Annotated in this window: 21 protein-coding genes; 8 read left to right on the forward strand and 13 right to left on the reverse strand. The window is 65.9% G+C overall.

Translation table 11 applies throughout. The annotated features are described in order from the left end of the window. Nucleotide 1: 1 nt before the first annotated feature. Together XH96_RS09795 and XH96_RS09800 are read right to left on the reverse strand one after the other, a co-directional pair. Nucleotides 2-1,324, reverse strand: a complete 1,323-nt coding sequence (locus tag XH96_RS09795) for an ATP-binding protein (protein WP_194392310.1) — start codon at nt 1,322-1,324, stop codon at nt 2-4. Nucleotides 1,325-1,335: 11 nt separating this feature from the next. Continuing rightward, entirely contained in the window at nt 1,336-2,076 is a 741-nt protein-coding gene (locus XH96_RS09800) for a response regulator (protein ID WP_061877526.1), read from the reverse strand. A gap of 180 nt (nt 2,077-2,256) precedes the next feature. On the opposite strand from XH96_RS09800, the gene XH96_RS09805 reads away from it, so the two are divergent. Then, nucleotides 2,257-2,805 carry a hypothetical protein gene (locus tag XH96_RS09805; RefSeq protein ID WP_194392311.1) on the forward strand — a complete coding sequence of 183 codons (549 nt, stop codon included), beginning with the start codon at nt 2,257-2,259 and terminating at the stop codon, nt 2,803-2,805. A 228-nt stretch (nt 2,806-3,033) separates the two neighbouring features. Continuing rightward, entirely contained in the window at nt 3,034-3,561 is a 528-nt protein-coding gene (locus tag XH96_RS09810; RefSeq protein ID WP_194392312.1) for a PRC-barrel domain-containing protein, read from the forward strand. 108 nt (nt 3,562-3,669) lie between these two features. Here the strand turns inward: XH96_RS09810 and XH96_RS09815 are convergent, their stop codons facing one another. The 7 genes from XH96_RS09815 to XH96_RS09845 all read right to left on the reverse strand — a co-directional run bounded on the left by XH96_RS09815 (nt 3,670) and on the right by XH96_RS09845 (nt 12,226). Continuing rightward, nucleotides 3,670-4,500, reverse strand: coding sequence for an ABC transporter permease (locus XH96_RS09815; protein WP_194392313.1), 831 nt, complete (start codon nt 4,498-4,500; stop codon nt 3,670-3,672). Then, complete coding sequence (locus XH96_RS09820; protein WP_194392314.1) at nt 4,497-5,759, reverse strand: ABC transporter permease; 1,263 nt, start codon at nt 5,757-5,759, stop codon at nt 4,497-4,499. The genes XH96_RS09815 and XH96_RS09820 overlap by 4 nt, the downstream gene beginning before the upstream one ends. Nucleotides 5,760-6,041: 282 nt before the next feature. Beyond that, nucleotides 6,042-7,100, reverse strand: a complete 1,059-nt coding sequence (locus XH96_RS09825) for an ABC transporter substrate-binding protein (protein ID WP_194392315.1) — start codon at nt 7,098-7,100, stop codon at nt 6,042-6,044. 65 nt (nt 7,101-7,165) lie between these two features. Next, nucleotides 7,166-8,305 (reverse strand): ABC transporter ATP-binding protein, encoded by a 1,140-nt coding sequence (locus XH96_RS09830; protein ID WP_194392316.1) that lies wholly within the window; start codon nt 8,303-8,305, stop codon nt 7,166-7,168. A 323-nt stretch (nt 8,306-8,628) separates the two neighbouring features. After that, nucleotides 8,629-10,197, reverse strand: a complete 1,569-nt coding sequence (locus tag XH96_RS09835) for a DUF4403 family protein (RefSeq protein WP_194392317.1) — start codon at nt 10,195-10,197, stop codon at nt 8,629-8,631. Nucleotides 10,198-10,337: 140 nt separating this feature from the next. Continuing rightward, nucleotides 10,338-10,976, reverse strand: coding sequence for a PQQ-binding-like beta-propeller repeat protein (locus XH96_RS09840; RefSeq protein WP_194392318.1), 639 nt, complete (start codon nt 10,974-10,976; stop codon nt 10,338-10,340). A gap of 29 nt (nt 10,977-11,005) precedes the next feature. Beyond that, nucleotides 11,006-12,226: a helix-turn-helix domain-containing protein gene (locus XH96_RS09845; protein ID WP_194392319.1), complete on the reverse strand. Its 1,221-nt coding sequence runs from the start codon at nt 12,224-12,226 to the stop codon at nt 11,006-11,008. Between the two features lie 147 nt (nt 12,227-12,373). Here XH96_RS09845 and XH96_RS09850 point away from each other — a divergent pair, with 147 nt between their 5' ends. Together XH96_RS09850 and XH96_RS09855 are read left to right on the forward strand one after the other, a co-directional pair. Then, nucleotides 12,374-13,168 carry a DUF899 domain-containing protein gene (locus XH96_RS09850; RefSeq protein ID WP_194392320.1) on the forward strand — a complete coding sequence of 265 codons (795 nt, stop codon included), beginning with the start codon at nt 12,374-12,376 and terminating at the stop codon, nt 13,166-13,168. Further along, on the forward strand, nt 13,165-13,443 hold the full coding sequence (locus XH96_RS09855) for a hypothetical protein (protein ID WP_194392321.1): 279 nt from the start codon (nt 13,165-13,167) through the stop codon (nt 13,441-13,443). The genes XH96_RS09850 and XH96_RS09855 overlap by 4 nt, the downstream gene beginning before the upstream one ends. A 50-nt stretch (nt 13,444-13,493) precedes the next feature. Here XH96_RS09855 and XH96_RS09860 read toward each other — a convergent pair whose 3' ends face one another. Together XH96_RS09860 and XH96_RS09865 are read right to left on the reverse strand one after the other, a co-directional pair. Continuing rightward, entirely contained in the window at nt 13,494-13,991 is a 498-nt protein-coding gene (locus tag XH96_RS09860) for a GNAT family N-acetyltransferase (protein ID WP_194392322.1), read from the reverse strand. Beyond that, complete coding sequence (locus tag XH96_RS09865; RefSeq protein ID WP_194392323.1) at nt 13,988-14,473, reverse strand: Lrp/AsnC family transcriptional regulator; 486 nt, start codon at nt 14,471-14,473, stop codon at nt 13,988-13,990. The genes XH96_RS09860 and XH96_RS09865 overlap by 4 nt, the downstream gene beginning before the upstream one ends. A 132-nt stretch (nt 14,474-14,605) precedes the next feature. Here XH96_RS09865 and XH96_RS09870 point away from each other — a divergent pair, with 132 nt between their 5' ends. After that, nucleotides 14,606-15,001, forward strand: coding sequence for a nuclear transport factor 2 family protein (locus XH96_RS09870; RefSeq protein WP_194392324.1), 396 nt, complete (start codon nt 14,606-14,608; stop codon nt 14,999-15,001). A 19-nt stretch (nt 15,002-15,020) separates the two neighbouring features. On the opposite strand, the gene XH96_RS09875 is transcribed toward XH96_RS09870, so the two are convergent. Together XH96_RS09875 and XH96_RS09880 are read right to left on the reverse strand one after the other, a co-directional pair. Beyond that, nucleotides 15,021-15,440, reverse strand: coding sequence for a cytochrome c family protein (locus tag XH96_RS09875; RefSeq protein WP_194392325.1), 420 nt, complete (start codon nt 15,438-15,440; stop codon nt 15,021-15,023). Nucleotides 15,441-15,537: 97 nt separating this feature from the next. Beyond that, nucleotides 15,538-16,263, reverse strand: a complete 726-nt coding sequence (locus XH96_RS09880; protein ID WP_194392326.1) for a L,D-transpeptidase — start codon at nt 16,261-16,263, stop codon at nt 15,538-15,540. Nucleotides 16,264-16,536: 273 nt separating this feature from the next. On the opposite strand from XH96_RS09880, the gene XH96_RS09885 reads away from it, so the two are divergent. The 3 genes from XH96_RS09885 to XH96_RS09895 all read left to right on the forward strand — a co-directional run bounded on the left by XH96_RS09885 (nt 16,537) and on the right by XH96_RS09895 (nt 19,105). Beyond that, nucleotides 16,537-17,589, forward strand: a complete 1,053-nt coding sequence (locus XH96_RS09885) for a glycosyltransferase family 1 protein (protein ID WP_194392327.1) — start codon at nt 16,537-16,539, stop codon at nt 17,587-17,589. A 33-nt stretch (nt 17,590-17,622) separates the two neighbouring features. After that, on the forward strand, nt 17,623-18,312 hold the full coding sequence (locus XH96_RS09890; RefSeq protein ID WP_194392328.1) for a methyltransferase domain-containing protein: 690 nt from the start codon (nt 17,623-17,625) through the stop codon (nt 18,310-18,312). A 133-nt stretch (nt 18,313-18,445) separates the two neighbouring features. After that, on the forward strand, nt 18,446-19,105 hold the full coding sequence (locus tag XH96_RS09895; protein WP_194392329.1) for a hypothetical protein: 660 nt from the start codon (nt 18,446-18,448) through the stop codon (nt 19,103-19,105). Nucleotides 19,106-19,249: the final 144 nt, after the last annotated feature.

Consider the following 19,249-nt stretch of genomic DNA (forward strand, 5'->3'; position numbering starts at 1 on the left):
CCTAAGCCGCGAGCCGCGGCGCCTGCCAGATCGGCAATCGCATCCGCACGATCAGGCCATGCGGCTCGCGGTCGTGCAGCGACAGTTCGCCGCCATGGGTGGTCGCGATCGCGCGCGCGATCGAGAGGCCGAGCCCGAAGCCGGTGGACTCGTCCATGGTGCGCGCGTCGTCGCCGCGCACGAACGGCTCCAGCATCTCCTGCTTGCGCGCATCCGAAATGCCGGGGCCGTCGTCCTCGACGTCGATGACGAGTGTCGTGCCCGAGACGACGAGGCGGATCGTCACCTCGGCGCCGAAGCGCACCGCGTTCTCGACGAGGTTGGTGACGCCGCGATGCAGATCGTCGGGCCGCGCGGCGGCGGTCGCGGAGGCCGGCCCGTCGTAATGTACGACATGTCCCATGTCGCCGAACTGGTCGGCGATGAGCTGGAGCGTGCTCGCGATGTCGACCAGCGTCACGGCCTCGATCTTGCGGTCGTTGCGCAGCAGCGACAGCACCGACTCCAGCATCGAGCGCATCTGGTCGAGATCGATCAGCATGCGCCTGCGGTTGCCTTCGTCCTCGATGAACTCGGCACGCAGGCGCAGCCGCGTGATCGGCGTGCGCAGATCGTGGCTGATCGCGGCCAGCATCCGCGTGCGATCCGCCATCAGCCGCGCGATCCGCTCCTGCATGCGGTTGAGCGCGCGCGCGACCTGGCGGATCTCTTCCGGCCCGCGCTCGGGCAGCGGCTCGGTGGTGCGGTCGAGACTGAAATTCTCGGCGGCCTTGGCGAAGGACGACAGCGGCCTCGTCAGCGTACGCGCCGCCCACAGGCCAAGCACGGTGACACAGATGAAGGCGGTCATCAGCGCCGTAAGCCAGGGCGCGCCCCAGAACATCGGTCCCGGGCCGCCATCGGCACGAGCCGCGATCACCGTGCCGTCGGGCAATTCGATGCCGACGCGGCGCGCGTCCCCGTCCGGGGCGAGCTGCACCGCCTTGAAGCCCGGGGGGAGGTGGCGGCGCATCCCGCGCAGGTGCGGACTGTCGCTCGTCTCGACAGTCGCGGTGCGGGGCGCCAGCATGTCGATGCCGAGCCTGGGAAAGGCGCGCGCCAGATCGGCGACGAGGCGTGGCCGCTCGCCGGGCTCGGCCGCGCCGAGCAGCAATGCGGCATCGGTCAGTTGATGGGCGCCGTCCGGCGGCGTCTCGCGGCGGTCGGGCCGGCCGATCAGGAACGCGGTGGTGACGACGAGATGGAGCGCGACAGTCGACGCCAGCACCAGCGCGGCGATCTGCCCGCCGATGCCGTTGAGGTGGAAGAACCCGGGCGGCTTCATCTTCGGCGCGCTCAGCCGCTCAGAGGCGTCGCGACCGCTTCCGTCCTCGGCGTGAACAGGTAGCCGCCGGAGCGCACCGTCTTGATGAGGGTGGGGTCGGCCGGATTGGGCTCGATCTTGCGGCGGATGCGGCTGACCAGCACGTCGATGGAGCGCTCGAACGAGCCGGCGTTGCGCCCCTGCGTGAGATCGAGCAGGCTGTCGCGCGACAGCACGCGGCCCGGCCGCTCGCAGAACGTCCTGAGCAGATCGAACTCGGCGCTGGTCACCGCGACGCGCGCGCCCTCGGGATTGCGCAATTCGCGCAGGCGCAGATCGATGCGCCAGCCTTCGAAGGCGAGCGTGCTCGCGCCTTCGACCGCGCTCGCCGCCTGCGCCGCGGCCTGGCGGCGCAGCACCGCGTTGATGCGGGCGAGCAGTTCGCGCGGGTTGAACGGCTTCGGCAGATAGTCGTCCGCGCCCATCTCGAGGCCGACGATGCGATCGACGTCCTCGCCGCGCGCGGTCAGCATGATGATCGGCGTCTGCGATTCGGCGCGCACCTTGCGGCACAGGCTGAGGCCGTCTTCGCCGGGCAGCATCACGTCGAGAATGATGAGGTCGACGCGATGGTCGGCCATCGCCCGCGACATCTCGCGGCCATCGCTCACGGCGGTGACGTTGCAGGCGTTGCTGCGCAGATATTTCGCAATCAACGCCCGGGTTTCGCGGTCGTCCTCGACGACCAGGATGTTGGGATTGGGGATGGCCATGCGGTTTGTTTGACCAAGATTCGGGCCAAATGGCGGATATTTTTGTTTCGGTTTGTTTCTGTTCGGCTGCCTGCAACGAGCGGCAATCGACGGATGGCGGAGCGGCAAGACTGCGTTAAGGCCGTTAACCATAGCGTGGCGGGGTCCGCGACGAAACCCCGCAACAACCACGGAGCCATCATGACCTCGATTTCGGCGGCCTCCGCCGGCAGCTATCAATCGCCGCTCCAGCGGCTTCAGCAGGAATTGCAATCGCAGGTCTCCGCCGGCCCGATCTCGTCGTCGGACCAGTCCGCGCTCTCGACGGCGCTGACCGATATCGACACGGCGCTCCAGCAGGGCCGATCGAGCGACCAGTCGAGCGGCGCGCCTCCCTCCAGGGACGAGATGCAGTCGAAGATCGACGACCTCATCTCGAACGAAGTGTCGAACGGGACGCTGACCTCGGATCAGGCCGAGGAGCTGAAAAGCGTGTTTCAATCCGCCTTCGCGGGCGGCGCGGGTGGACCGGGCGGCGCAGGCGGCCCGCCGCCGGACGACGACTCTTCGGATTCGACGACGACGGACTCGACCAGCGGCAGCTCGACGGACCAGACCACGGCCGAGATCCTCCAGCAGTTCCTGCAGGCGCTGCAACAGTCGCAATCGTCGGCATCGTCCTACGGCGCCAACGGCAGCTCATCGAGCAGCTCGGATTTCTCCGCGCTGCTGATCGACTTCAAGAGCTGACCTGAGCGACGCAAGGTCGGCGCGGTCCTCGCCGCGGTCAAGCGTCACCCCCGGCGCATGATTGTCGGCGGGGAACCGTGCATCGCAAAATGTTCCTGAGTGACGCAGGAACAAAAGCCGTGATTTTTTCGGCTCGCGCATTGCGCGACGAAATTGCGGCGCGCAAGGAACTGCAAGTGTTCAGCGCTGTTCTTCCCGCACGAGTTTTTTGTGAAGGAGAGGACAAACATGCTGATGAAATCGATCGCCGCCGGCCTTGCCGGCACCGCACTTCTTGCAACCGCCGCGTTCGCGCAAGCGCCGACCGCCACCACCGACAAGGCGCCGACCGCGGCCGCCACCACGACATCCACGACCGCGACGGGCCAGTGGCGTACGTCCAAGATGGACGGCCTGAAAGTCTACAACGAAGCCAACGAGAACATCGGCACGATCAATGATCTGCTGATGGACAAGAGCGGCGCCATCAAGATCGCCGTGATCGGCGTCGGCGGCTTCCTCGGCGTGGGTGAGCATCTGGTTGCCGTGCCCTATGAGAAGCTGAAGTTCGTCAACGAGGCCGTCGCCTATACCGGCACGGGCGCCAAGCCGGGCGCGACCACCACCACCACAACCACCACCGGCGCTGCGACCGGCACCGACAGGCCCGCTGCGACCACGACGTCGTCCACGTCGAAATGGTATCCGGACCACGCCGTGTTCAATGCCAGCAAGGACGAGCTGAAGAACATGCCCGAGTTCAAGTACTCGGAGTAATGCGGCTCGTGTAACTAGCTGAACGAAGCGCGCCCGGTTCTCACTGGGCGCGCTGTCGTGTCTTTTCGCCATCGCGAGCAGCTCGCCACGAAATTGCGACGCCGCCGCTCAGGCCCCGCTGCCCTTGAGCCGCTCGTTGCGCCGGCGCAGGCCTTCCAGGGTGGCGAGGAGGATGACCGAGACCGTCGTCAGAATCACCGCCGCTGCCGTGATGGTCGGGCTGATGTTCTCGCGGATGCCGCTGAACATCTCGCGCGGCAGGGTGCGCTGCTCGGGGCCTGCCATGAACAGCACGATCACGACCTCGTCGAAGCTGGTCGCGAAGGCGAACAGCGCACCCGACGCCAGGCCCGGCAGGATCAGCGGCAGGATCACGCGGCGGAACGCCTGAAGCGGCGAGGCGCCGAGCGAGGCGGCGGCGCGTGCCAGATTGGTGTCGAAGCTTTGCAGCGTCGCGCCGACCGTGATCACCACGAAGGGCGTCGCCAGCGCGGTGTGGGCCAGGATCAGGCCGAGATAACTGCCGGTCAACCCGATCGGTGCGAAGAAGAAATACAAGCCGACCGCGGTGATGACCCCCGGCACGACCACCGGCGACAGCACGAAAGCCAGCACGAGCGGCTTGAACCGGCTCTTCCACTGCGCCAGCCCCAGCGCGGCCGTCGTGCCAAGGACCATGGACAGCGCCGTCGAGGCGACGCCGATGATCATGCTGTTCTTCAGCGAGTTCATCCAGCGCGGCGAACTGATGAAATCGTCATACCAGCGAAAGGAGAGGCCCGGCAGCGGATAGGTGAGGTACGAGCCCGAGCTGAAGGACAGCGGCATGATCGCCAGGATCGGCGCGATCAGGAAGACGAACACCAGCGTGGAGACGATGATCGTCGCGGTCCACGCGATGCGCTGGCTGGGCGTGCGGAGGGAGGGGCTATCGCTCAATTCTTCATGCCTCCCGTGACCTGCTGTCCCTGCACCAGCTTGCCGTAGACGAGAGCGAGCAGAACGGTGGCCAGCAGCAGCACCGCACCCAAAGCCGAAGCAAGGCCCCAATTGGCCGTCTCGGTCGTGTAGAGCGCAATGAAGTAGCTGATCATCTGGTCGGCGGCACCGCCGACGAGCGCCGGCGTGATGTAGTAGCCGAGCGCCAGGATGAAGACGAGCAGGCTTCCCGCGCCGATGCCGGGCAGGGTCTGAGGCAGGTAGATGCGCAGGAAGGCGGTGAGGGGTGGTGCACCGAGCGAGGCCGCGGCACGCATGTAGGCAGGCGAGATCGCCTTCATGCTGCTGTACAGCGGCAGGATCATGAACGGCAACAGAACGTGGGTCATGGCCACGCAGACGCCGAAGCGGTTGTAGATGAGGCGCAACGGCTCGTCGACGATGCCGAGCCACAGCAGGCTGTCGTTCACGACTCCCTTGCTCTGCAACAGGACGATCCAGGCGCAGGTGCGGACCAGAAGCGACGTCCAGAACGGCAACAGGACGAAGATCATCAAGAGGTTCGACCGGGCCGGCGGCAGCGTCGCCAGGAGGTAAGCGACCGGGAAGCCGAGGATCAGGCAGAGTACGGTGACGCTGAGGCTGATGATGAAAGTGCGGGCAAACAGGCTGCGATAGATGGCCTGGTCCGGCGGGGCTGCGACGATGGCGCCGTCCACGTTCCGCGTCAGGTCGAGCGCCGCCAGCAGGTAGAAGCTGGTCAGGGGACCGCCGGCGCCCTTGATCGTCGTCCAGGTGGTGCGTTCGCGCCAGGCGGGGTTGATCCTGCCCAGCGTCTCCCTGGCCGTTCCTCGCTCCGGCTCCGCCTTCAGATTGCGGGCCGTGCTGGTCAGTATCGTGCGGAAGCCGTTCAGCGCGTAGTTCAGCCGCTTGGCTGCGATGGCGATGGTGCCGGAGGCGCGCGCCGCCAGGATGTCGCTTGCCAGCGCAGCGTAGGCGTTTTCGTCCGGCAGGTCCTTGCCGTCCCACGCGGCGAGCGCAGCCAAGGTGTTCGGCAGAACCTGGCGGACCTCGCGGTCGTCGACCGCACGCCACAGCATGCCGGCGATGGGCCCCGCGAAGGTGAAGAGCAGGAAGACGAGAAGCGGTGCCACCAGCGCCAACGCCTTGAGCTGGCGTGTCCGCTCGGCGCGCCTCAGTCGGCGCTTGAGCGGCACCTCGGTCGACGCATCGGCGCCGGTCAAGAGCGCATCCGTCATGGCATGAGCCCTTTTGAACGGACATCACTCGCCAATTCAGATAGGGCTATCGCATATGGCCTTTCGGAGAGGCCTGAGCGCGCGCCTCGTCCTTCGAGACGACCGCTTTGCGGTCTCCTCAGGATGAGGCTCTTCGACATCGGTGTCTGTAAAGTCGCTGCCACAGACTCAGACCTCATCCTGAGGGCCCGCCGTAGGCGGGCGTCTCGAAGGATGCGCCGCGGGCGAGCTAGCCGCCACGTTTTTCCCTCCGCCTGCGCCATACAACGGTTCGGTCGCTTGCTACTTCGCCGCCCATTTGTTGAAGCGCTCGGTCAGGCGGTCGATGTTCTCGAGCCAGAAGGCAACGTTGATCTCGACCGCGTTCTTGATGTTGTCAGGCGCGGTCGGCAGATCCTTCAGGACGGCGGCTGGGAGCCGTCCGGCGGCATCCTTGTTCGACGTGCCATAAGCAATGTTCTCCGACAGCTTTGACTGGTTCTCCGCCTTGCCGACGAAATCCAGGAACTTGTAGGCCGCGTCCTTGTTCGGGCTCCCCTTCAGGATGACCCAGCTGTCGAGGGTGAACAGCGCGCCGTCCCACACCATGCCAAAGTTCTTCTTCTCGTTCTTGTTCGCGGTGTCGATGCGGCCATTGTAGACCGAGGTCATCGCCACCTCGCCCGAGGCGAGCAATTGCGGCGGCTGCGCGCCGGCCTTCCACCACACGATGTCACCCTTGATGGTGTCGAGCTTCTTGAAGGCGCGATCGATGCCTTCGTCGGTCGCCAGCACCTTGTAGACGTCCTTCGGCGCGACGCCGTCGGCCATGAGGGCGATTTCGAGCGTGGTCTTCGGGCCCTGACGCAGGGCGCGCTTGCCCGGAATCTTCTTGGTATCGAAGAAGTCGGCCCAGCCGCCGGGGGCCTGCTTCAGCTTGTCCTTGTCGTAGCCGAGAACGAAATCGTAGAGGATGGCGCCGACGCCGCAAGGGTTGACCGATGGCGGGATATAGGCGGCCTCGCCGCCGATCTTGGAATAATCGAGCTTCTCGAACAGGCCTTCCTCGCAGCCGACCGCCAGCTCGTCGCTCTCGACCTGGACGACGTCCCAGGTGGCGGCGCCGCCCTGCACCTTGGCGCGCAACACGCCGACGCCGCCGTCCCAGGACTCGTCGTTCATGGGAATCCCGGAAGCTTTCTTGAACGGCTCGAAATAGACCTTCTTCTGCGCATCCTGATACGCGCCGCCCCACGACACGACGGTGAGGTCGCGCGCTTGCGCAACCGTCGCCAGCGCCGCGCTGGCGCTCAATGCCGCAGCCAAGCCCAGGGCCGTCTTGCCAATCTTGCGCTTCAGCATGGTCTTTGTTCCTTCTTCATGTGAGTTGCATTGAGTCTGATCGATGCGGATCCGTTCGCGTGGGATCAAGCGGGATCGAGGGCCAGGCAGTCCTCCGGGCGGAATGTGATGAAGACGTCTTCGCCAGGTCTCAGGCTGCCAGATCTTGGGCTGCCACGTCTTAGGCTGTCATGTGCTCCCGGCTGAAGCTTGACCATGAACTCGCCGTTGCCGGCGACGTCGAGCACGGCCAGCGCGTGGTCGCCGAGATAGATGGTGTTCCGCACTCTTGCCGGCAGCCGGTTCGGTCCCTCGCCGGAGCCGTCATCCGGAACAATGGCGACGCGCTCCGGCCGCACCGACAGGGAGGTCGACGCGCCCGCGCCTGCGACATTGATCGCCCGAGCGGTCACGGTCCCGCCACCAGCCAGCACGACGCGGCAATAGCCCTTGTCGACCGCCTCGACGGTGCCGGGGAGCACATTGTTCTCGCCGATGAAGTGCGCGACGAAACTGTTCACTGGATGCTCATACAGCGCATCGGGCCTGTCGATCTGCTGCACGATGCCGTCGTTGAACACGGCGATGCGGTCCGACATGGTGAGCGCTTCACTCTGATCGTGGGTGACATAGACGATCGTGATGCCCGTGGTCTCGTGCAGTTGCTTGATCTCCAGCTGCATCTGCTCCCGCAGGCGCTTGTCGAGGGCGCCAAGGGGCTCGTCCATCAGCACGAGTTGCGGATTGAAGACCAGCGCGCGGGCCAGCGCCACGCGCTGCTGCTGGCCGCCGGAGAGCTGGCCCGGCCGCCGCTGCGCCAGGCTTTCCATCTTGATCATGCGCAACGCGGCCCTCACGCGCGCCTGCACCTCCGCCTTGTTCGTCTTGCGAACGGACAGCGGGAAGGCGATGTTCTCCGCGATCGTCAGGTGCGGAAACAGGGCGTAGTTCTGGAACACCATGCCGATGTCGCGCTTGTGCGGCGGCACGTTCTTGATCGGGCGGTCCGCGAGATAGATCTCGCCATGGGTCGGCACCTCGAAGCCGGCCAGCATCATCAGCGTCGTCGTCTTGCCCGAGCCCGACGGGCCGAGCAGGGTGATGAACTCGCCCTTCCTGATGTCGAGATCGAGGTTCTTCACCACGAGATGCTCGCCATCATAGGTCTTCTGAATGCCGGAAAAGCGTACCAGTGCCGGCGCAGGTGTGACCATGCCGGCTTCCATGTTGTCCTCGCGGTGTCCCCTACAATGCCGTGCGAGATTAGCATCGTGCAGCGAGAATGCCAGCGGCGCAAGCGACGAGGACGTGTGCGGATCCGGTGAGTGACAGGGCTATTGCATTTCAGAGCTCTTCCCTGCGGCCATCCTTCGAGACGCCCGCCTTGGGCGCGCTCCTCAGGATGAGGACGGAGTGCGTGGCTGCAGTTTCAAAGGGCACTGAGGCCGAATAGCCTCATCCTGAGGAGGCGCGTAAGCGCCGTCTCGAAGGACGAGGCGTGCGCGCAGGTTGCGCAACAAGTCAAATGCGATAGCCCTGTGGAGGCGCGCTACATGCCCGACAGCTTCGTCACGAACACGTTCAGCGAGCCGCCGGCTTCCGCGACGACGCGGAGGGTCTTGGAATCGAAGGCGATGTCGGCGAGAGTCAGGCTGTCGATCTTGGCCTCGACCTTGAGGCCGTCCTCGCTCTTCTGGTAGTCGGCGATCGCGGCCGCGATTTTCTCGCGGGCGTTCGCGGCGATCGGCTTCAGATCGAGCGTTGCCCTCGTCAACAGCGCCTGCTGCAGCTGCGGCACCACCGCGCGCGCGGCGGCGCCCAGCAGGCCGAAGGCGGCCTCGGATTCGACCGCGAGCTCGATGTCGGCGAGCCGTAGCGTCTGCCGCGCCTGGTCGAGCATCGGCCGGCCCCAGATGTGCACCGTCGCCTCGGCGCCGAGCCCGAACCAGCTCTTCTTCTCCTTGGCGCGCACCAGAAGCGAGATCAGCAGCCGGTCGCCCGAAGGGGTCACGTTGGCGCTCTTGACGGTGACGTCGACCGGGCCGGAGCCGTCCTCGGGATAGGTGCGGCCGACCATCTGCGCTGCGATCAGCTTGTTGATCTCGGTGAAAGGGACGTCGATCGGCACGCCGATGCTCACACCGGTGCCGGTCGGCGGCACGATCGAGATCTTGTCGGGGAACGGACATTCCGGCTTGGTCGCCGCCGAGGTGACACGTGTCTCGGCCTCGAGGCCAAGTAGCAGCGTCACGGCCTGCGCATCGACGCGCGGCTGCGCCGCGATCGCGCGCACCGGCTTCATCTCGAGCCAGAGCGGCGGCAGCGCGGCCGAGGAGCCCGAGCCTTGCAGCGGGATCGAGCGGCACGCCTTGGCCCATTGCACCCTGGCGTTCTCCCGCAGCGAAGGATCGTTGCGAATACGTTCGGCGACCGCGTTGATCTGCTCGCCGACCGTCTTGTCGATCAGCGGCTTCACCTGCGCCGGCACGTTGACCTTGGCGCCGGCGACCGAGAGATTGGTGTCGCCGAGATTGACCTGGGCGCCGAGATTGGGCTCCAGATACCAATTGGCCGCGAGCTTCGGCCGCGAGGTGACGACCACGTTGCCCTTGATCTCGGCGCTGGCGTTCAGGTTCTTGATGTTGACCGCGCCGATCCGTTTCGCCGCGTCGCCGCCGAGCACGCTGCCCAGTGCGTCGCCGAGCGCGCCTGTGGCTTTCGACGACAACGAGCCCGTCACGTTCAGCCTGCCGGTGAGCGGTGTCGAGATCGTCAGCACGTCCTTGTCGCCGCTAGCTGCCATCGGGCCGCGCGCGGCGGTCCAGCCGATATCGGCGTTCTCCAGGATCTGCGAGATCGGGTTGTCGGCCTTGCCGGCGAAATTGCGCGGCGCGGCCTTCTCGGCCTGTTCGCGGATCGCAGATAGCGCGATGGCCACCGGCGCGACCACGATCGAGCTCTTCGAGGCCGGCGGCAGCGGCGGCAGTTGCGCGACCGGTGGCGCCGAGTTCGTGGCTTGCGGTGACAGGAAGTCCATCGCCTTCAGGCTGATGAAGAACGACGCCGCGAGCACTGCCAGGCCGATCAGGATGGTCTTCAGATTCAACGTCGGTCGCATCAATCCCCCAAGCAGCCCCGGTGGGATTCTACAGGGCGGGCGAAGAGGGCGCTAGAGCGCACCGGTGGGGTGGAATTGGGGCGAACAGGTTAACGGAAGCGAACGCGCCGTTACCAGGCGTTCAAGCATTGCGGGCGAGGCTATCCGCGCCGAGGACGGCGGATCGCCCTCACATTGCCGCGATTGCCGCCGCCGCAGAAGAAGCGGTCGGCGCCGTCGGATTCCAACCCCGACACCACCGTCCCGGCGGGCAGGTCGAGCTGCTCCAGCACTTTGCCTGTTTCAGGGTCGATCCGCCGCACATCGCTCTCCTCGCCCTCCCAGGTGCCGTGCCAGAGCTCGCCGTCCACCCAGGTCACGCCGGTCACGAAGCGCTTGCTCTCGATGGTGCGGAGGACCTTCCCCGTTTCGGGATCGACCTGATGGATCTTGCGCTCGCGATATTGTCCGACCCAGAGCGAGCCCTCGGCCCAGGCCAGGCCGGAATCGCCGCCGCCGCCGGGTGCCGGAATGGTGCCGAGCACCTTGCCCGAGGCGGCATCAATTTTCTGGATGCGATCCTCGGCGATCTGGAACAGGTGCCGGCCGTCGAACGCCGTTCCCGCATGCGCGGCGACGTCGATGGAGCGCGCGATCTTGCCGCTGGCCGGATCGACGGCGTTCAACCTGTCGCCGGATGCGAACCAGACATGCTTGCCGTCATAGGTGACGCCATGCACCGCTTCGACGCCTGGAAAGGGCCCGTACTCGGTGACGATCTCGGCGGCTGAACGTTTCATGTGCTCGATCCCTGATGCTTGCGCGCATCCTACGTCTTCAGGAGCGGGGTGGGGAGTAACAAGCCTGTCGGGAAACCCGGAACGGGCGGCGTCATCCAGCGGCGTGCCCGTCCGTGTCCGAAGCACTGCACCTTGTGCGACCGCGCCAGCTCGTCGAGCGCCCGCTGCACGGTGCGCGGACTGATCCCAAGCGCAAGGGCGAGCGCCGAGCTCGACCATGGCTCGCCGTCGGCGAGAAAGGCCAGGACGGCCGCGTGCTTCTCCTCGAGGGGCCGAGCCAGCACGAGGACGTCGCGCGTCTTCCGCGGCGTCAGCACGAAGCCCGGCTTCGTCGCGCTGATCTCGGCCAGCGGCTTCAGCTTGGTGCGGAGCCGTCCGATTTCGACGCGCAATCGCGCGCGGTGCGACTCATCGGCGTGCCTTGCGTGAAAGGCGCCTGATATCAACGCCTCTCGCGAGACGTCGGCGGGCCATGCCTGCGCCAGCAGGCGAGCGAGCGCGAACAGCACGGGCCGCGTTCCGAGCGGCACGACGACGCCTTGCCTGCGCACGACATGATGGAAGGTGTCCACGACGAGCGCCGTCGAGGTCGCCAGCCTTTCGACCTCTCCGAGCAACAACGGGTGTTCGCTGCCGCGCGCGATCAGGCGCGCCGCCGGCGTGTCGAGCATGAGGCTCGCGCTGTCGACCTCGGCCAGGAGCGCCGGGATTTTGGCCAGCCGCGCTGCGTGAGCCGCGCGGCCGAGTGCCGTGCGCGCCTCTTTCGTTCTGAGCCGCCTGATCGCGATGCCGGCGACCACGAGCTCGCGGACGACCTGGGAGGCGGGCGGGAGCGGCGCAGGACGGACCTCGGCCAGCGTGCGCTCGGCCTCGTCGAGGCGCCCGACCAGTAGAAAACGGCGTGCCTCGATATGGCCCGCATGGGCGGCATTGGCGAGATCGCCATGGTTCTCCAGCGTCGCGCGTGCCGCCGCGAGGGTCTTCACCGGCCAGCTCAGATCGCGCGAGACCAGCGCGATCTCGGCTTCGGCCACCACGCATCTTGCGCGTGCCACCGCCTCGCGCGGACCGAAGCCGCGCGCGGCGCTTCGCAGCAGCGTCTTGGCCTTGGCGAGATCGCCGAGCTGGGCCATCGCGATGCCGCGCAGCGCGAGCGACGGCGCATCGTTGCGCAACGCAACGCGGTTCAGCGCGCCGAGCGGATCGCCGGCTTCGAGCGCGCGCGCCGCGGCAGTGATCAGCGACTCCATGTCAATCCCGCCACACTTGTTACTCCCACCGCGCAGCTGTCCGGTGCCAGAAATCGCTGACGGCCGACGACGTGCGGCGAAGGACGATCGGTTCCGCGACCGTCAAGGTGCGGCGGAGCTTCGCCCAGGCAAGGGAATTGGAGGACCATGATGAGTTCAGCAGACAACGCAGCGACGCACGGAAGGACCGCCATGCAGACACCGCCGGTGGTATCGCCGCAGGACTGGGAGGCAGCCCGTCAGCAACTGCTCGTGAAGGAAAAGGCGCATACCCGTGCCCGCGATGCCCTGGCCGCCGAGCGGCGTCGCATGCCGTGGATGGCGGTGGACAAAACCTATGCGTTCGAGGGGCCCGGCGGCAAGCTCGGCCTGAGCGACCTGTTCCAGGGCCGGCGGCAGCTGATCGTCTACCGCGCCTTCTTCGAGCCCGGCGTGTTCGGCTGGCCCGATCATGCCTGCCGTGGCTGCTCCATGGTGGCGGACCAGGTCGCCCATGTCGCGCACCTCAACGCCCGCGACACCACGCTCGTCTTCGCCTCGCGCGCGCCGCAGGCCGACATCGCCAGGTTGAAGCGGCGGATGGGCTGGACCATGCCGTGGGTCACCATCACCGACAGCTTCGATGCCGATTTCGGCGTCGGCGAGTGGCACGGAACGAACGTGTTCTACCGCGACGGCAACCGCATCTTTCGCACCTATTTCGTTAAGAGCCGCGGCGACGAGCAGATGGGCGGCACCTGGAACTATCTCGACATCACGCCGCTCGGCCGCCAAGAGGTGTGGGAGGATTCGCCGGAGGGCTATCCGCAGACGCCGACCTACAAATGGTGGAACTGGCACGACAGCTACACCGAAGGCGCCGAGCCCGACAAGAAATGGGCCGAGATCTCGGACGCCGGCGAGAAGGCTTTTCGCGAGGAGGCCGCGGGGGAACGGAAATGACCGGTCCGGTCAGCGCGGCCCCCGGCGCCGGCCCCGACGGTGTCGCGGCCGCGCGCCACCTCGCCCGATGGCTCGCTCTGGCGGCCACGCCGACCTTCGCGATCATGGCCGCGTTGACGATCATGATCGACGGCGGGCAGGCGGACATGCTCTGCGGTGCCGGCCAGGTGTCCCTGCTGGGCGGAATGGTGCCGATGTATCTGTTGATGAGCGCGTTTCACGCATCGGCTTGGCTGCGGCTGATGGCGGAGCGAAGGCACGCCGCGCGTCGGTAGGTGCGGATGACTCCGCACAAACAAGCTCCGGTCTCGCCGGGGCCGCATCGTCACGAGCCTTGCCCGCCGAAGTGCAAGGCCATCAGGATCTCATCGTAGTATCGGCCGTCCTGCTTCAGCGCCTTCACCTCGCGACCGTATTCGACGAAGCCGACGGCGGCGTAGAGGCGCAAGGCGGCCTCGTTCTCGCTGACGACTGCGAGTTGCAGCTGTTCGACACGGGTCGCAGCGTGCGCCGCGACCGCGTCGGCGAGCCTCCGGCCCGTACCGGATTTGCGCGCCTGCGGCCGCACATATATGCCCCAGAGCACCGCCTTGTGCTCGGTCTTCGCGCCGTCCACCCGGCGAAAGCCGGCAACGCCCACGAGTTCCTGGGCGCAGTAGGCGCCGAAGACATCCGATGTCGTGAGGCGCTCCTCGAACCAGGCGAGGGGCTTTCCCTGCTCGCGCGCGAGCGTGCTGGAGTAGGCCTCGGGATGCGCGGCGAGTGCCTCCAGCCTGATCTCGCGGTAGAGCATGGCGTCGGCAGATGTGAGCAGTTTGATCATGGCCAGGACAGATGTGCCAGCGGCAGGGGCGCGTCGGCCTTGAGAGTCTGGATCGCGATGCTACTGCGGACCTCTTGCACAATCGGCAGGTTCAGCAGCTTGTCGACCAGGAAGCGCTGATAGTCCTCGAGCTCGGGCACGACGATTTCGAGCAGGTAATCGGCCTCACCGGCGACGAGGTGGCAGGCAACGACCTCGGGCATGGCGACGACGGTCCTCTCGAAGCTCAACGCCTGGTCGTTGGCGTGGCCGCTGATCTTGACGCCGAGAAAGGCCGAGAAGCCGAGCCCGAGACGGCCACGCCGCAAGGAGGCGCGATAGCCGTCGATATATCCCTCCTGCTCCAGTCGCCGCACGCGCCGTAGGCAGGGCGATGGCGACAAGCCGACCCGGTCCGCCAGCTCGATATTGCTCAGTCGTGCATTCGTCTGGAGTTCGGTGACGATGCGCCGGTCGATCGCATCCAGCTCGCATTTTGGCATGAACCGCATCCCATTGGATCAAGAAGGGCACGATGTTGCGCCCGAGCCGTCGAGATTAGCCCAGTTCGCAAGGACATGCCTCGGCTTTCCATGGGATGGAGTGCTCCGATCCTGCCACGAATGGAGTGAACCATGACCGAAGGCCCGACTCTCGCGCCCCTGCTGGAGGCTGTCGACCGTTACTTCACGCTGATGTACGACAATGACGTTTCGCAGTTCGACCGCGTTTTTGCGCCGACTGCGCAACTCCATGGAATTCGCGACGCTGAATTGCGGATACTGCCGGTTCGCGACTACAGAACCCTGCTGGCGTCGACCCCTTCGCCAGAATCCAAGGATGCACCGCGGCTTCAGGAGGTATTGCTGATCGACGTGGTGTCGCCGGCGCAAGCGCTCGTGAAGGTCCGGGTGCGGATCGATATGCTCCAATACGTCGACTATCTGGCGTACCACCGCATCAATGACAGCTGGTTGATCACGGCGAAATCGTTCCACGTGGAGCGACGGCATGAGCCGACGGGTACCTAGACTGGCGCTGCAGCGGTTCCTATTGACCGCCCGCCGCCTGCAGATACGCAAACACCTTGCTCGCTTCCTCTGCCGAGACGCCGCCATAGGGCTGCATCTTGTGGCCGGACACGACCTCGTCCGGCTTGACCATGAAGCGGGTGAGCTTGTCCTGGTCCCAGGCGAAGCCCGCCTCCTTCATCGACGAGGAGTAGTTGTAGTTCGGCAGCGAGCCGGCCTTGCGTCCGACGATCTTGTTAAGGTTGGGGCCGAGCCGATTGTCGCCCTCCTTCATGGAGTGGCAGGTGCGGCAGGAGTTGTTGAAGGCCTGCTGGCCGGTATCGTCACCCGCGGGTTGCTGCGCGAGCGTGAAGGGCGCGGACAACAGCAGCATCAGTGCCCCGGCGCTGATCCACGCTTTTGACGAAGGTTGCAGGCGTGGTTGCATTTGCGCCTCCATCGGGGATCGCGCCGCAACAGGCGCGTCGGGATGTCGAGGGCAAACAAAGACGGCCCCGGCGGGTTCCGGGGCCGCTTGCGTCACAATGTCCGGTCGCTCAGCGCGTTGCCGTGCCGAGCTCGGCCCTGCGCTCGGTCATCGGCAGCACGATCACCTTGGTGCCGACGTTCACGCGGGAATAGAGGTGGGTGACGTCCTCGTTGGTCATGCGGATGCAGCCCGAGGAGACACGCTTGCCGATGGTTTCGGGCGCGTTGGTGCCGTGGATCCGGTAGATGGTGCCGCCGAGATACATCGCACGGGCGCCGAGCGGATTGCCGGGGCCGCCGGCCATGTGGCGCGGCAGATAGGGCTGGCGGGCGATCATTTCCGGCGGCGGAGTCCAGGCCGGCCACTCCGCCTTGCGGCTCACCGACTGGATGCCGGACCAGGTAAAGCCATCGCGGCCGACGCCGATGCCGTAGCGCAACGCCTGGCCGTTGCCGAGCACGTAATAGAGATAGGTGTTGGGCGTATCGATGATGATCGTGCCCGGCGCTTCTCGCGTCGCGTAAGCAACGGTCTGGCGGCGGAAGCGGGCCGGCAGCTCGACCGCGTCCTGTTCCTCGGAGGGCTCGGTCTGGTAGGTCGGCGCCTGATAGGGCTGATACGGTTGATAGGGCTGCAGCGGCTGCGGCGCGGTCATCGGCGGCAGCGGCTGGAAGAACGGGAAGATTTGCACCGGCGCAGCCTTGGCTGCGCTAGCGAACGCGAATGCAGAGACCGCGACGGCACTGAGTGCAGCGGCGCGCGAAAACGTCTTGAACGTATCCAGATTGAACATTGGTCGCCCCTGTTTGCTCGGTGTTTCTGCTCACCGCGGCACCATTTCGGTGCTCCGTTGCCTCAAGTCTTAACGGCGAAACGTTTCGGGACATTTGCGCGGAAAACCGAAAACGGTTTCGTCGCGGAAAGGATTGTTTCATGACGGTTTCGTGGCTCCGTGCGTCCGTTAACGAACAAAACAGCACGCCGACACTTCTGTGACGTCACACGCCTGAAATATCCTTCGTTGATGGTCGATTCCTGAGAATCATCAAACTCTCGGGATCTTCCCATGCGGGTATTAATCGCGACTGACGCCTGGCATCCGCAGGTCAACGGTGTGGTCCGCACCCTGACCTCCCTGGCGAATGCGGCCAAAGCCCTCGACGTCGAGATCGACTTCCTCACCCCGGACGGCTTTCCGTCCTGGCCGCTGCCGACCTATCCGGGGCTGCGCATCGCGCTGCCGGGCGCCAAGGAGATCGCGCGGCGGATCGAGCGGGCGGCGCCGGACGCGTTGCACATCGCGACCGAGGGCCCGATCGGCTGGGCGGCACGGGCCTATTGCCGCCGCAACGGGCTCGCCTTCACCACCTCCTACACGACGCGCTTTCCGGAATATGTCGCGGTGCGGACCGGCATCCCGGCCGCAATCGGCTATGCCGTGCTGCGCCACTTCCACGATGCCGCCGCCATGACGATGGTGGCGACGCCCTCGCTGCGGCAGGAGCTCTCCGAGCGCGGCTTCAAGCGGCTCGGCTTCTGGACGCGCGGCGTCGACACCGAACTGTTCCATCCCGATTCTCCGGCGAGGCTCGACCTGCCGCGGCCGATCTTCATGACCATGGGCCGCGTGGCGGTGGAGAAGAATCTCGAGGCGTTCCTCTCGCTCGACCTGCCCGGCACCAAGGTCGTGGTCGGCGACGGCCCGCAGAAGGCGGCGCTCGAAAAGAAGTACCCGGACGCGGTCTTCCTCGGTGAGAAGAAGGGTGCGGATCTGACCGCGCATCTCGCCGCTGCCGACGTCTTCGTGTTTCCGAGCCTGACCGACACGTTCGGCGTGGTGCAACTCGAAGCGCTCGCCTGCGGCACGCCGGTTGCGGCGTTTCCGGTGACGGGACCGAAGGACGTCATCGCCGATCACCCGATCGGCGCGATCGACCACGACCTGCGCACCGCGTGCCTGCGCGCGCTCACAATGTCGCGCGAGACCTGCCGCAATTTCGCGCTGGAGCGCTCCTGGGAGAACAGCGCGCGTCAGTTCGTCGGCAATCTCACCTCTCTTCAGCCCAGCCGCGCCTTGCGTGCCTCGCCTCGCATGGCGCGGCGGCCGGTGCGCAGCTGATCGTCAATTCGAACCACAGCGAGAACCTCATCGATGGCTAAGATCATGAACCTTGACGGCACGCAGCAGCTCGACCTCACCCGTGGCACGGTCGAGCAGGCCTATGACCGCTGGGCGCCCGTCTACGACCTCGTGTTCGGCGGCGTGTTCGCCAAGGGGCGGCAGGCCGCGATCGCGGCCACCAACAAGATCGGCGGCCGCGTGCTCGAGGTCGGCGTCGGTACCGGCATCTCGCTGCCGCTCTATGCCCCCAACGTTCGCATCTTCGGCACCGACATTTCGGAAGCGATGCTGGACAAGGCCCGCCGCCGGGTGAAGGAGCAGAAGCTGAAGAACGTCGAGGGCCTCGCGGTGATGGACGCCGAGAAGCTCGAATTCCCTGACAATTCCTTCGACGTCGTGATGGCGCAATATGTCGTGACGGCCGTGCCGAACCCGGAGAAGGCGCTCGACGAATTCGCCCGCGTGCTGCGCCCGGGCGGCGAGCTGATCATCCTGACGCGCGTCAGCGCCGACGCCGGCGTGCGCCGCTTCATCGAGCAGAAGCTCCAGCCGGTGGTGCGTCCGCTCGGCTTCCGCACCGCCGAATTCGCCTGGTCGCGCTATGCCAAGTGGCTCTCCGGCGCGAACGGCATCGAGCTCGCCGAGCGCCGCCTGATCCCGCCGCTCGGCCATTTCTCGCTGGTGCGCTTCCGCAAGGTCGACGTCGCCAAGGCCGCATGAGGAAGGCGGCTTGAGCTTACGCGTCGCGTGCGTCACCGCGCCGCTGCACATCGTCACATGACAAAATGATGATGTCACACGGCCTACATCGAATCCCTGTAATCCCGTACCCGAAAGCATTTTGGGGGAGAGCATGATCAAGAATTATCTCGAGCAGCTGCGGATCCAGCGCTGGGACGACCATCGCTACTATCACCACAGCCGCATCAACCAGAGCCTGCACTTCGTCAGCGCGCTGAGCTTCCTGTTCGCCTATGTGTGGCTGTTCATCGACCCCGTGGTCTCCGCGCTGGTCGGTTGGCTGGTGTCGATGACCTCGCGCCAGGCCGGTCACTTCTTCTTCGAGCCGCACGATTACGACCACATCAATCAGGCGACGCACGAGTACAAGGAAGAGATCAAGGTGGGCTACAATTTGCAGCGCAAGGTGGTGCTGATGGCGATCTGGGCGTTCTCGCCGCTGGTGCTGCTCGTCGATCCCACGCTGTTCGGCCTGTTCACGCCCTGGGCGAGCGCGACCGACTTCATGCGCCAGGTCGCCAAGATCTGGCTGGTGATCGGCGGCGGCGGCCTTCTGTTCCGAACCGTGCATCTGTTCTTCATTCGCGACGTCGAGACCGGTCTTGTCTGGATGACCAAGATCCTGACCGACCCCTTCCACGATCTGATGCTCTATCGCAGCGCTCCGCTCGCCCTCATGCGCGGCGAGTTGATGGACCCCGGCCTGCACCTCAACCCCGAGCACACGCTGGGCCTGATCGGCGAGCCCACGCTCGAAGAGCAGCACGCCTGAGCGCGCTGGTCTTACCAAGCACTTCGATGTCTCATGGTTACGTCATGCCCGGGCTTGTCCCGGGCATCCACGTCTTGGAGCTACCTCGTGGAGACGCGTGGAAGGCCGGGACAAGCCCGGCCTTGACGGCGTTCGTGGAACCGG

Source organism: Bradyrhizobium sp. CCBAU 51765 (assembly GCF_015291725.1).
Taxonomy (GTDB): Bacteria; Pseudomonadota; Alphaproteobacteria; order Rhizobiales; family Xanthobacteraceae; genus Bradyrhizobium; species Bradyrhizobium liaoningense.

What these genes read in the sequence shown, in the direction of transcription:
- XH96_RS09795 (WP_194392310.1), bottom strand. Translation starts at nt 1,324, where the DNA reads ATGAAGCCGCCCGGGTTCTTCCACCTCAACGGCATCGGCGGGCAGATC.
- XH96_RS09800 (WP_061877526.1), bottom strand. Translation starts at nt 2,076, where the DNA reads ATGGCCATCCCCAATCCCAACATCCTGGTCGTCGAGGACGACCGCGAA.
- XH96_RS09805 (WP_194392311.1), top strand. Translation starts at nt 2,257, where the DNA reads ATGACCTCGATTTCGGCGGCCTCCGCCGGCAGCTATCAATCGCCGCTC.
- XH96_RS09810 (WP_194392312.1), top strand. Translation starts at nt 3,034, where the DNA reads ATGCTGATGAAATCGATCGCCGCCGGCCTTGCCGGCACCGCACTTCTT.
- XH96_RS09820 (WP_194392314.1), bottom strand. Translation starts at nt 5,759, where the DNA reads ATGACGGATGCGCTCTTGACCGGCGCCGATGCGTCGACCGAGGTGCCG.
- XH96_RS09825 (WP_194392315.1), bottom strand. Translation starts at nt 7,100, where the DNA reads ATGCTGAAGCGCAAGATTGGCAAGACGGCCCTGGGCTTGGCTGCGGCA.
- XH96_RS09830 (WP_194392316.1), bottom strand. Translation starts at nt 8,305, where the DNA reads ATGGAAGCCGGCATGGTCACACCTGCGCCGGCACTGGTACGCTTTTCC.
- XH96_RS09835 (WP_194392317.1), bottom strand. Translation starts at nt 10,197, where the DNA reads ATGCGACCGACGTTGAATCTGAAGACCATCCTGATCGGCCTGGCAGTG.
- XH96_RS09840 (WP_194392318.1), bottom strand. Translation starts at nt 10,976, where the DNA reads ATGAAACGTTCAGCCGCCGAGATCGTCACCGAGTACGGGCCCTTTCCA.
- XH96_RS09845 (WP_194392319.1), bottom strand. Translation starts at nt 12,226, where the DNA reads ATGGAGTCGCTGATCACTGCCGCGGCGCGCGCGCTCGAAGCCGGCGAT.
- XH96_RS09850 (WP_194392320.1), top strand. Translation starts at nt 12,374, where the DNA reads ATGATGAGTTCAGCAGACAACGCAGCGACGCACGGAAGGACCGCCATG.
- XH96_RS09855 (WP_194392321.1), top strand. Translation starts at nt 13,165, where the DNA reads ATGACCGGTCCGGTCAGCGCGGCCCCCGGCGCCGGCCCCGACGGTGTC.
- XH96_RS09860 (WP_194392322.1), bottom strand. Translation starts at nt 13,991, where the DNA reads ATGATCAAACTGCTCACATCTGCCGACGCCATGCTCTACCGCGAGATC.
- XH96_RS09865 (WP_194392323.1), bottom strand. Translation starts at nt 14,473, where the DNA reads ATGCCAAAATGCGAGCTGGATGCGATCGACCGGCGCATCGTCACCGAA.
- XH96_RS09870 (WP_194392324.1), top strand. Translation starts at nt 14,606, where the DNA reads ATGACCGAAGGCCCGACTCTCGCGCCCCTGCTGGAGGCTGTCGACCGT.
- XH96_RS09875 (WP_194392325.1), bottom strand. Translation starts at nt 15,440, where the DNA reads ATGGAGGCGCAAATGCAACCACGCCTGCAACCTTCGTCAAAAGCGTGG.
- XH96_RS09880 (WP_194392326.1), bottom strand. Translation starts at nt 16,263, where the DNA reads ATGTTCAATCTGGATACGTTCAAGACGTTTTCGCGCGCCGCTGCACTC.
- XH96_RS09885 (WP_194392327.1), top strand. Translation starts at nt 16,537, where the DNA reads ATGCGGGTATTAATCGCGACTGACGCCTGGCATCCGCAGGTCAACGGT.
- XH96_RS09890 (WP_194392328.1), top strand. Translation starts at nt 17,623, where the DNA reads ATGGCTAAGATCATGAACCTTGACGGCACGCAGCAGCTCGACCTCACC.
- XH96_RS09895 (WP_194392329.1), top strand. Translation starts at nt 18,446, where the DNA reads ATGATCAAGAATTATCTCGAGCAGCTGCGGATCCAGCGCTGGGACGAC.